Origin of the sequence: Streptomyces lunalinharesii (assembly GCF_039532155.1) — a bacterium.
GTDB classification, from domain to species: Bacteria; Actinomycetota; Actinomycetes; order Streptomycetales; family Streptomycetaceae; genus Streptomyces; species Streptomyces lunalinharesii.
The window spans coordinates 75,246-86,391 of the sequence record NZ_BAAARK010000008.1 but is presented as its reverse complement, the minus strand read 5'-3'; the positions used below and the strand labels follow the sequence as shown (position 1 = coordinate 86,391).

10 protein-coding genes are annotated in these 11,146 nt (G+C 70.2%); 9 read left to right on the top strand and 1 reads right to left on the bottom strand.

All coding sequences use genetic code 11. From position 1 onward, the window contains the following. Positions 1–115 precede the first annotated feature (115 nt). From ABD385_RS15210 to ABD385_RS15170, 9 genes are all read left to right on the top strand, one after another. Positions 116–1,564, top strand: coding sequence for a peptidoglycan D,D-transpeptidase FtsI family protein (locus tag ABD385_RS15210; protein WP_344575841.1), 1,449 nt, complete (start codon positions 116–118; stop codon positions 1,562–1,564). A gap of 93 nt (positions 1,565–1,657) precedes the next feature. Next, positions 1,658–3,184, top strand: coding sequence for a bifunctional tetrahydrofolate synthase/dihydrofolate synthase (gene folC, locus ABD385_RS15205; protein ID WP_344575839.1), 1,527 nt, complete (start codon positions 1,658–1,660; stop codon positions 3,182–3,184). 2 nt (positions 3,185–3,186) lie between these two features. After that, positions 3,187–3,537, top strand: a complete 351-nt coding sequence (locus ABD385_RS15200; protein WP_344575838.1) for a DUF4233 domain-containing protein — start codon at positions 3,187–3,189, stop codon at positions 3,535–3,537. A gap of 119 nt (positions 3,538–3,656) precedes the next feature. Further along, positions 3,657–4,070, top strand: a complete 414-nt coding sequence (ndk, locus tag ABD385_RS15195; RefSeq protein ID WP_344575837.1) for a nucleoside-diphosphate kinase — start codon at positions 3,657–3,659, stop codon at positions 4,068–4,070. A gap of 296 nt (positions 4,071–4,366) precedes the next feature. Beyond that, a complete protein-coding gene (locus ABD385_RS15190; RefSeq protein ID WP_003985182.1) occupies positions 4,367–5,386 on the top strand; it encodes a rod shape-determining protein in 1,020 nt (339 codons plus the stop codon). Between the two features lie 238 nt (positions 5,387–5,624). Further along, positions 5,625–6,554: a rod shape-determining protein MreC gene (mreC, locus tag ABD385_RS15185; protein ID WP_344575836.1), complete on the top strand. Its 930-nt coding sequence runs from the start codon at positions 5,625–5,627 to the stop codon at positions 6,552–6,554. Between the two features lie 3 nt (positions 6,555–6,557). Next, positions 6,558–7,256 (top strand): rod shape-determining protein MreD, encoded by a 699-nt coding sequence (gene mreD / locus ABD385_RS15180; RefSeq protein WP_344575835.1) that lies wholly within the window; start codon positions 6,558–6,560, stop codon positions 7,254–7,256. Continuing rightward, positions 7,253–9,391 carry a penicillin-binding protein 2 gene (gene mrdA / locus ABD385_RS15175; protein WP_344575833.1) on the top strand — a complete coding sequence of 713 codons (2,139 nt, stop codon included), beginning with the start codon at positions 7,253–7,255 and terminating at the stop codon, positions 9,389–9,391. Before mreD ends, mrdA begins: the two co-directional genes overlap by 4 nt. Further along, positions 9,391–10,605 (top strand): FtsW/RodA/SpoVE family cell cycle protein, encoded by a 1,215-nt coding sequence (locus ABD385_RS15170; protein ID WP_344575832.1) that lies wholly within the window; start codon positions 9,391–9,393, stop codon positions 10,603–10,605. The genes mrdA and ABD385_RS15170 overlap by 1 nt, the downstream gene beginning before the upstream one ends. A 17-nt stretch (positions 10,606–10,622) precedes the next feature. On the opposite strand, the gene ABD385_RS15165 is transcribed toward ABD385_RS15170, so the two are convergent. After that, positions 10,623–11,069 (bottom strand): ATP-binding protein, encoded by a 447-nt coding sequence (locus tag ABD385_RS15165; RefSeq protein WP_344575831.1) that lies wholly within the window; start codon positions 11,067–11,069, stop codon positions 10,623–10,625. Between the last annotated feature and the right edge of the window lie 77 nt (positions 11,070–11,146).

The following is an 11,146-nucleotide window of genomic DNA, read 5'->3' as shown; positions in this document are numbered from 1 at the left end:
GTGGTAGGCGGTTCTCATGACGCTCTCATGAAGGCGAGGCACCGTGGATCGGAATGCCGGAGTTCCGGCGGAAACGCACGTCCGGTCCCGTCCCAGCACCCAGGAGCCGCGCCCCATGAACAGACCCCTGCGACGGATCTCGGTCTTCTGCCTCGCCCTGGTCCTGGCGCTGATGGGCTGGGCCACGTGGATCCAGGGCGCGAAGGCCAGTGACTACCGGGAGGACCCGCACAACCCGCGGGTGAACATCGCCAAGTACTCCGGGCCGCTGGGCAACATCCTCGTCGACGACCAACCGGTCACCGGCTCCGCCGCCACCTCCTCCTCCCTGAAGTACAAGCGGACCTACAAGGACGGCCCGCTCTACGCCCCGGTCACCGGCTTCTCCTCGCAGATCTTCGGCAGCACCCAGTTGGAGAGCCTCTACGGCGACCTGCTCGGCGGCAGCGACAGCCGGCTCCAGAACCCCGCCGACACCCTGCTGCACGAGCGCCCCAAGGGCGGCGACGTGTCCACCACCATCGACGGCAAGGTGCAGAAGGCCGGCTACGAGGCGCTCGGCGGCAAGACCGGCGCGGCCATCGCCTTGGACCCGGCGACCGGCCGGATCCTGGGCATGGTCAGCACCCCGTCGTACGACCCGGGGAAGTTCGCCGGCTCCGGCACCGCCGACCAGAAGGCGTGGCAGGCCCTGACGAACGACGCCGCCCAGCCGAACCTCAACCGCGCGCTGCGCCAGCCGCTGCCGCCCGGCTCCACCTTCAAACTGGTGGTCGCCGCCGCCGCACTGGAGAACGGCCTGTACTCCTCGGTCGACCAGCCCACCGCGAGCCCCAACCCGTACACCCTGCCCAACACCCGCACCCAGCTGACCAACGAGAGCGCCTCGGCGCCCTGCGAGAACGCCACCATCCGCACCGCGCTCCAGTACTCCTGCAACACCGTCTTCGCGAAGATGGCGGTCGACCTGGGCAAGGACAAGGTGCGGGCGCAGGCCGAGAAGTTCGGCTTCAACGACGCCAAGATGGACGTCCCGGTGCGCGCCACCAAGAGCGTCTACCCCTCCGCCATGGACCAGGCGCAGACCGCGCTCTCCGGCATCGGCCAGTTCGACGACCAGGCCACCCCGCTCCAGATGGCGATGGTCGCCTCGGCGATCGCCAACGGGGGTGACCTGAAGACCCCGCAGCTGGTCGACAAGCTCACCGACGGCGGCGGCAACACCGTCCAGCAGAACGACCCGAAGACCTACCACCAGGCGATGTCGAGCCGGACCGCCGCGCAGCTGCGTTCGGCGATGCAGACGGTCGTGGACAAGGGCACCGGTTCCAACGCGAAGATCGACGGAGTGACCGTCGGCGGCAAGACCGGCACCGCCCAGCACGGCGTCGACAACAGCGGCACCCCGTACGCCTGGTTCGTCTCCTACGCGGACGACGGCAAGGGGCACCAGGTCGCGGTGGCCGTGATGGTCGAGGACGGGCACGCGGCCCGCAACGAGGTCTCCGGCAACGGCCTGGCCGCCCCGATCGCCAAGGCGATGATGCAGGCGGCGCTGTCCTGACCGGGGCACGGCCGGACCGGGGCGGGAGCGGGGGAGCGGTGCCGCGGGGGCGGCGCCGGCCCGTTGTCGGTGGCGCCTCGTAGACTTGTCGTCGTGAGCGAGCGCCCCCAGAACGACGATCCCGACCCGACTCCCGACCCGGCCGACGCCTTCGACGAGATGGTCGACGCCGAGACGCAACGCGACCCCGATCTCGCGGTGATCGAAGCCGGCAGCCGGACCCTGCGCGCGCAGGCCGGACCGCCGCAGGGGGACCAGGTCCCCGCCCGCCCTGCCGACCCCGAGGTCGACCGCGCGCTGCGGGCCGTCGAGGAGGAGCTGGGCGGCCGCTGGGGCGAGACCAAGCTCGACCCGTCGATCGAGCGCATCGCCGCGCTGATGGACGTCCTGGGCTCGCCGCAGCGCGCCTACCCGTCCCTCCACATCACCGGCACGAACGGCAAGACCAGCACGGCCCGCATGATCGAGGCGCTGCTCGGCGCCTTCGAGCTGCGCACCGGCCGCTACACCAGCCCGCACGTCCAGTCCGTCACCGAGCGGATCAGCCTGGACGGCAGCCCCATCTCCGCCGAGCGCTTCATCGAGACCTACCACGACATCGCGCCGTACGTGGAGATGGTCGACGCACAGCAGGAGCACCGCCTGTCGTTCTTCGAGGTGCTCACCGCGATGGCGTACGCCGCGTTCGCCGACGCCCCGGTGGACGTCGCGGTCGTCGAGGTCGGCATGGGCGGCACCTGGGACGCGACCAACGTCATCGACGGCGACGTCGCCGTGGTCACCCCGATCTCGCTGGACCACACCGACCGGCTGGGCGAGACGCCCGAGCAGATCGCCGGGGAGAAGTCCGGGATCATCAAGAAGGACGCCACCGTCGTCCTCGCCCAGCAGCCGGTGGACGCCGCCTCGGTGATGCTCAAGCGCGCCGTCGAGGTGGACGCCACGGTCGCCCGCGAGGGCATGGAGTTCGGGGTGCTCGCCCGCGAGGTGGCGGTCGGCGGCCAGATGGTGACCCTGCGCGGCCTGGGCGGCGAGTACCCGGAGGTCTTCCTCCCGCTGCACGGCGCCCACCAGGCGCACAACGCCGCGGTCGCGCTCGCCGCCGTCGAGGCGTTCTTCGGCGTCGGCGCGGGCCACGCCCGCACCCTCGACATCGACACCGTCCGCTCCGCGTTCGCCGCGGTCAGCTCGCCCGGCCGGATGGAGGTGGTCCGGCGCAGCCCCACGGTGGTGCTGGACGCCGCGCACAATCCGGGCGGCGCGCGGGCCGCGGCCGAGACGGTCACCGAGGCGTTCGGCTTCAGCCGGCTGATCGGGGTCGTCGGCGCCAGCGCCGACAAGGACGTCCGGGGCGTCCTGGAGGCGTTCGAGCCGATCTTCGCCGAGGTCGTGGTGACGCGTAATTCCAGCCAGCGGGCGATGGATCCGGACGAGCTGGCCGCGATCGCCGTGGAGGTCTTCGGGGCCGAGCGGGTCCAGGTCGAGCCGCGGCTGGACGACGCGTTGGAGGCGGCGATCACCCTCGCCGAGGAAGAGGGCGAGTTCTCCGGAGCCGGGGTCCTGGTGACCGGCTCGGTGATCACGGTCGGCGAGGCCCGGCTGCTCCTGGGAAGGAACTGACCATGCGCACGCTGTGTGCCAGCACCCTGATAGGCGAGTTCTTCGTGATCGGCTTCGCCGGTCTGGTCGCGATGCAGGTCACCGACATCTCGCGGGCCACCATCTGGATCGTCAGCGGCATCGCGATGCTGCTGAGCCTGCTGCTGTGCGGGATGCTCTCCCGCCCCGGCGGGGTCCAGCTGGGCTGGGCGCTGCAGATCGCACTGATCGCCAGCGGCCTGGTCGTCCCCACCATGTACTTCCTCGGTGCGGTCTTCGCCGCCCTGTGGTGGACCTCGGTCCACTTCGGGCGCAAGGTCGACGAGGCGAAGGCCCGCTTCGCGGCGCAGGCGGAGCCGGCCGCGGCCGGCTGAGCCCCCGCCGCCGTCGCCCCCGCCGCGGGGGCGTGGGTGGGCGGGTGAAGGGCGGGTGCGCGGTGCCGGTAGCCTCGAGGCACCGCTGACCCGTCGTTCAAATACCAGGGAGTCCCTTCGTGAGCCAGCGCACCCTCGTCCTCCTCAAGCCCGATGCCGTCAAGCGCGGTCTGATCGGCGAGATCATCCGTCGCATCGAGCGCAAGGCCAACTGGACGATCACCGCGCTGGAGCTGCGCACCCTGGACCGCGAGCTGCTGGAGCAGCACTACGCCGAGCACGTCGGCAAGCCCTTCTACGAGCCGCTGGTGGCGTTCATGTCCTCCGGACCGGTCGTCTCGCTGGTCGTCGAGGGCGAGCGGGTCATCGAGGGCGTTCGCGCGCTGGCCGGTCCGACTGACCCGATTGCCGCGCCGAGTGGGTCCATTCGTGGGGACTTCGGAACGATCACCCGAGAAAATCTCATCCACGCCTCGGATTCCGAAGAGTCCGCCGAGCGCGAGATCAAGATTTTCTTCCCCGGCATTTCTTGATCCGAAGTTAGCTGCCAACCCCCTTGTGACCAGGGGCGACCGATGAAATCATCGGTCGCCCCTCGGTGTATTCGCCGCGAGCGGGGGAACGCGTTCCCGCGACACGACGTCACCATTAAGGGGGGCGGGTGCGTGTACGGCTGACAATGGCGGAACGGCCTCCCGCCGTGTTCGTGTGGGAACACAACGAACTACGATGGAGGCTTCCGCGCCTCACAGCGCATCACCTCCTGCCGACCTCAAAGTAAGCATTCGCTCCAGTTGGGAAGGCCAGACGTATCCTCATGGGGAACAACATGTCGTTCATCGGCCGTGACATGGCTGTCGACCTCGGGACCGCCAACACGCTGGTGTACGTCAGGGGCCGCGGCATCGTCCTCAACGAACCGTCGGTCGTGGCCATCAACACCAACACCGGCGGCATCCTGGCCGTCGGCGCCGAGGCGAAGAAGATGATCGGCCGGACCCCCGGCAACATCGTCGCGGTGCGGCCCCTGAAGGACGGCGTGATCGCCGACTTCGAGATCACCGAGCGGATGCTCCGCTACTTCATCCTCAAGATCCACAAGCGGCGCTACCTGGCCCGCCCGCGGGTCGTGGTCTGCGTTCCCTCCGGTATCACGGGAGTTGAGCGCCGCGCGGTCATCGAGGCGTCCACCCAGGCCGGCGCCCGCCAGGTGCACATCATCGAGGAGCCGATGGCCGCCGCCATCGGTTCGGGCCTGCCGGTCCACGAGGCCACCGGCAACATGGTGGTGGACATCGGCGGCGGTACCACCGAGGTCGCGGTCATCTCGCTCGGCGGCATCGTCACCGCCCAGTCCATCCGGGTCGCCGGCGACGAGTTGGACAACGCGATCATCCAGCACATCAAGAAGGAGTACAGCCTCCTGCTGGGCGAGCGCACTGCCGAGTCCATCAAGATCACCATCGGTTCGGCGTACGACCTCGAACAGGACGAGCACACCGAGATCCGCGGTCGCGACCTGGTCTCCGGCCTGCCCAAGACCGTCGTCATCTCGGCCGCCGAGGTCCGCAAGGCCATCGAGGAGCCGGTCAACTCCATCGTCGACGCGGTCAAGACGACCCTCGACAAGTGCCCGCCGGAGTTGTCCGGTGACGTCATGGACCGCGGCATCGTTCTCACCGGTGGCGGCGCCCTGCTGCGCGGCCTCGACGAGCGGCTGCGCCGCGAGACCGGCATGCCCATCCACATCGCCGAGGACCCGCTCGACTCCGTCGCGCTCGGTTCCGGCAAGTGTGTCGAGGAGTTCGAGGCGCTCCAGCAGGTCCTGGACTCGCAGCCGCGCCGCTGACCATCGGGTCCCGACCCGTCGCGCGGACGTCACACGGCGTTCGCGCGGGTCGGGCACCCTGGACAAGCAGCCGATCCGTCCGCCGGATCGCTGCCCCATAGCGCAACGCCCCCACAGACACGGTGCACTGACGTTCCACCACGGCGCCGTCACAGCAAGGCACAATGCTCAACCCCCGAACGAGACCGGCGGGGCCCGCAGCCGGCCGGTCCTACGAGGAAGGACACGGCCGCCGCACGTGAGGGACACACGAGAGAGCCGGCTGTTGCTGGTGCTGCTGATCGCGATCGCGTTCGCGTTGATCACGGTCGATATCCGCGGCGGTGAACAGTCCCCGCTCGACGGTGCCCGGCAAGCCGCCGCCTCCGCCTTCGGCCCGGTGGAGCGCGGCGTGGCCCGCGTCGTCAACCCGGTCGGCAACGCCGTCAGCGCCGTCCGGGACGCAGGCCAGCGCCACAGCCGCATCCGCCAGTTGGAGCACGAGAACGCCGCCCTGAAGCTCAAGCTCGGCACCCCCGACCGCACGCGCAACCGCGCCGCCGAGCTCGACAAGATCCTCAAGACCGCGGCCACCGGCCAGTACGCGATCAAGGGCGCCGAGGTCATCGCGATCGGGTCCGCACAGGGCTTCTCCTGGACCGTCACCGTCGACGCCGGCAGCCGCGACGGTATCGCCCGCGACATGACCGTCCTCAACGGCGACGGGCTGGTCGGCCGGATCACCACCGTCACCCCGCACACCTCCACCGTGCTGCTCGCCGCCGACCCGGAGTTCACGGTCGGCACCCGGATGGAGAAGACCAACGAGATCGGCTTCGCCAACGGCCAGGGCGTCCGCTCGCTCCGCGTCCAGCTGCTCAACGGCCGCGCCGACGTCAAGCAGGGCGACCGGCTCGTCACCTTCGGCTCCAGCAAGGACAAGCCGTTCGTGCCCGGCGTCCCGGTCGGCACGGTGGTCAAGGTCGAGCCGCTCAACGGCGACCTGACCCGTTCCCTCCAGGTCCGGCCGTTCGTTTCCTTCTCGTCGCTCGACGTCGTCGGCATCGTCGTCCAGCCGCCCCGCAAGGACCCGCGGGACACCGTGCTGCCGCCCCCGGTCAAGCCCCGGCCGACGCCGACGGTCACCGTGACGGCCACCCCCTCCGCGAGCGCTTCACCCAGGAGCTGACCGATGCGCATCAACCGGATCCTGCTCGCCACCCCGCTGGTGGTGGTCGCCCTGATCATCCAGGTCAGCATCCTCGCCAGACTCCAACTGCCGGGCGCCGTACCGGACCTGCTGATGCTGGTCGTGGTGGGCCTGGCCCTGGTCTACGGCCACGTCGGCGGCTCGCTCATCGGCTTCGGCGCGGGACTGCTCGCCGACCTCGCCCCGCCCGCCGACCACGCCATCGGCCGCTACGCCCTGGTGCTGTGCGTCATCGGCTACGTCGCGGGGCTGACCAAGCCGGACAACGGCCAGCACCGCTCGGCGACCCTGCCGCTGGTGGTCGTCATCGGCGCCGCCGTCGGCTCGACCCTGATGTACGCGGGGGTCGGCTCGTTGGTCGGTGACACCGCGGCCCGGCACGTCGGCCTGGTGGGGCTGCTGCTCAGCGCCACCCTCTACGACCTGCTGCTGGCCCCGTTCACCGTGCCGCTGGTGATGGCGCTGGCGCGGAGAACCGAACACGATCCGCTGGCCACCGACGCCGCCGCCGGCGGCGGGATGGCCGGCCGGCAGCCGGCGTACGGCTGGCTGACCACCGGCACCGGCCTCAAGGCCAGCCGCAACGCGATGAAGGCGATCCGTACCGGCCGGGTGCCCAAGCCGGCCCGGGGCGGACGCGCCAAGGGGGTCAAGGGCATCAAGGGGGTCAAGCGCCTGTGAGCAACATTCCCGAGACGGGGAAGACTTCCCGGGTCACCATCCGGCTGATCGCGATTCAGATCCTGGTCTTCTCCCTGCTGGCGACGCTCGGCGGGCGGCTCTGGTACCTCCAGATCCGCAACGGCCAGGAGTACGCGGCCAAGGCCAGGTCCAACCACGTCCAGCAGGTCATCGACCCCGCCACCCGCGGCTCGATCCTCGACGCGCGCGGGGTGCCGCTGGCCGACAACCAGACCCGGCTGGTGGTCTCCGCCAGCCGCACCGACCTGCTGAAGATGAAGGACGACGGCAAGGCGGTGCTCGGCCGGCTCGCCAAGGTGCTCGGCATGCCGACCCAGGAGATCCGCAACAAGGTCCGGCTCTGCGACGCCAAGACGCCACAGCCCTGCTGGAACGGTTCGCCCTACCAGCCGATCCCGATCACCGACAAGGCCACCACCCAACAGGCCCTGCAGATCCGCGAGCGCTCCGAGGACTTCCCCGGCATCAGCGCCCAGCCCACCGCCGTCCGCCGCTACCCCGCCCTCGGCAAGGCCAACACCGCCCAGGTCCTCGGCTACCTCTCGCCGGTCACCGACGAGGAGATCAAGAAGGCCAAGGACGGCCCGTCGCCGCTGCTGCGCTCCGACCAGATCGGCCGCTCGGGGCTGGAGCGGCAGTACGACGACTTCCTGCGCGGCAAGGCCGCCGTCACCCGCTACGAGGTCGACAACCTCGGCCGGGTCATCGGCCAGGCCAAGAGCGACAAGGGCCAGGCCGGTTCGACCCTGGTCACCAGCATCGACGCCCGCGTCCAGGCCATAGCGGAAAAGCAGCTCGACCAGGCCATGAAGGACGCCCGCACCCAGATGGACCGGAACACCGGCACCAACTACAAGGCGGACTCGGGCGCCGTCGTCGTCATGGAGGCGAAGACCGGCCGGGTGGTGGCGATGGCCTCCAACCCCACCTACGACCCCAACGCCTGGGTCGGCGGGATCTCCGGCAAGGACTACGCCAAGCTCACCGGCAAGGACTCCAACTACCCGCTGCTCAACCGCGCCATCCAAGGGCAGGCCGCGCCCGGCTCGATCTTCAAGGTCATCTCGACCTCGGCCGCGGTCAACGCCGGCTACCCCTTCGACGGCCACTACCCCTGCACCAGCTCGTACAGCATCGGCGGCCAGGTCTTCCGGAACTTCGAGGGCGAATCGCAGGGCGACATCAGCCTCGGGCGGGCGCTGGAGGTCTCCTGCGACACCGTCTTCTACCGGCTCGGGCACGACGAGTGGAAGAAGGACGGCGGTGACAAGCCGGTCCAGACCCCCAAGGACTGGTTCTACAAGACCGCCCACCAGTTCGGTCTCGGCAAGGAGACCGGCATCGACCTGCCCAACGAGGTGACCGGCCGGGTCCCCGACCGCCAGTGGAAGAACGCCTTCTGGAAGGCGAACAAGGACAGTTGGTGCGCCCACCCCAAGGACGCCAACGACTACGTCTCCAAGCTCGCGCGGGAGAACTGCCTCGAAGGCATGAAGCTGCACGCCTACGACTCCATCAACTACGCGATCGGCCAGGGCGACACCCTCGTCACCCCGATCCAGATGGCGACGATCTACGCGGCGCTCTCCAACGGCGGCACCCTCTACAACCCCACCGTCGGCAAGGCCGTCGTCAGCCCCAACGGCAACAAGGTGCAGATGCTGGAGCCCAAGTCGCACGGGCACCTGCCGGACAGCCCGCAGACGATCCAGCAGATCGACGCGGCCCTCCAGGGCGTCACCGAGCGGGGCACCGCCGCCTGGCGCTTCCAGGGCTGGCCGCAGGACAAGATCCCGATGCACGCCAAGACCGGTACCGCCGAGGTCTACGGCAAGCAGACCACCTCGTGGTTCGCGACGTACACCAAGGACTACGCGATCGTGATGACCATCTCCCAGGGTGGTACCGGCTCCGGTGCCTCCGGCCCGGCCGTCCGCAACCTCTACAACGCGCTCTACGGCGTCAACGACAAGGGCGAGATCGACGAGAAGGCCGCGCTGCTGCCGAAGCCGGAGGCCAAACTGCCCAAGATCCAGAACGACGGCACCATCATCGCCCCGCCCATCAAGCCGCCGGCCGACCCGTCGCCGTCCCCCTCGGGGAGCCCCCAGTAGTGACCACACCGCCCTTCTCCCGGACCTTCTCCGTCCGCCGCTACGGCCCCGACCTCGGCGTCTGGGGCCGGCTGACGGCCCGCGACTCCGTGGTGCGCAAGCTGGACTGGATACTGCTGCTGTCCTGCCTGGTGCTGTCCCTGATGGGGTCCGTGCTGATCTTCTCCGCCACCCGCAACCGCACCGAACTCAACAAGGGCGACGAGTACTTCTTCTTCGTCCACCACCTGCTCAACACCGCCATCGGCATGGCCCTGGCGGCCGGCACCATCTGGCTCGGCCACCGGACCCTGCGCGGCGCCGTCCCGATCCTGTTCGGCCTCTCGGTGGTGTTGGCGATGCTGGTGCTGACGCCGCTGGGCGCCACCATCAACGGCTCGCGCTCCTGGCTGGCGATCCCCGGCGGCTTCTCCCTCCAGCCCGCCGAATTCACCAAGATCACCATCACGCTGGGCATGGCGATGATCCTGGCGGCCCGGGTCGACGCCGGTGACCGCCCGCACCCCGACCACCGCACGGTCTTCCAGGCCCTGGGGCTGGCCGCGATCCCGGTCGCCGTGATCCTGCTGATGCCCGACCTCGGCTCGGTGATGGTGCTCGGCGCCATCATCCTGGGCGTGCTGCTGTCCAGCGGCTGCTCCAACCGCTGGATCCTGGGCCTGCTGGGCACCGGCGTCGTCGGCTGCCTCGCCATCTGGCAGCTCGGGCTGCTGGACGCCTACCAGATCGCCCGGTTCGCCGCGTTCGCCAACCCGAGCCTGGACCCGGCCGGCGTCGGCTACAACACCAACCAGGCCCGGATCGCCATCGGCGGCGGCGGACTGACCGGCTCCGGCCTCTTCCACGGCAGCCAGACCACCGGCCAGTTCGTCCCCGAGCAGCAGACCGACTTCATCTTCACGGTCGCCGGCGAGGAACTGGGCTTCCTGGGCGCGGGCCTGATCATCCTCCTGCTCGGCGTGGTGCTGTGGCGCGCCTGCCGGATCGCCCGCGAGACCGGCGAGCTCTACGGCACGATCGTGGCCGCCGGGATCATCGCGTGGTTCGCCTTCCAGGCGTTCGAGAACATCGGGATGACCCTGGGGATCATGCCCGTCACCGGTCTGCCGCTGCCGTTCGTCTCGTACGGCGGCACCTCGATGTTCGCGGTGTGGATCGCCATCGGGCTGCTCCAGTCGATCCGCGTGCAGCGCCCGGTCTCCGCCTCCCGCTGAGCCCGCGCCCGTGCGGGTCAGCGCCCGGTGTGCAGCTCGAACCACAGGGACGTGGTGTGCGGCGGCCCCTCGAACGGGGTCGTCCCCCAGTCGTCGGCGAGCCGGCTGATCAGCAGCAGTCCGTGCGCCGGGTCCCGGTCGCCGGGCCCCCGGGCCGGGCCGGGGACGAACTGGGCGCCCTCGTCGTGCACGCTGATCCGCAGCCCGTGCGACGCGGTCACCAGCCGCAGCAGGACGTCCGCCGTACCCGGCGTGCGCAGATGGGCCCGGGTGACCGCCTCCGAGGTCAACAGCACGGCGGTGTCGCGCAGGGCGGCGAGCGGCCCGCGCCGCAGCACCGCCCGCACGAAGTCCCGCGCGGTCTTCGGGGCGGTGGGGCGGCTCGGCGCCGTGAGCACGTACGGGCGGGCGCCCGCCGCGACGCGGAGCGGGCTCCGGGCGAGGGCTGCGGTATCGGGGTGCACGGTGTCTCCCGGTGTCGGTCGAACGCTGAATGCCACGCTGTGTGGGCGAACTGTCACACACGGTAAGACACCGCGCG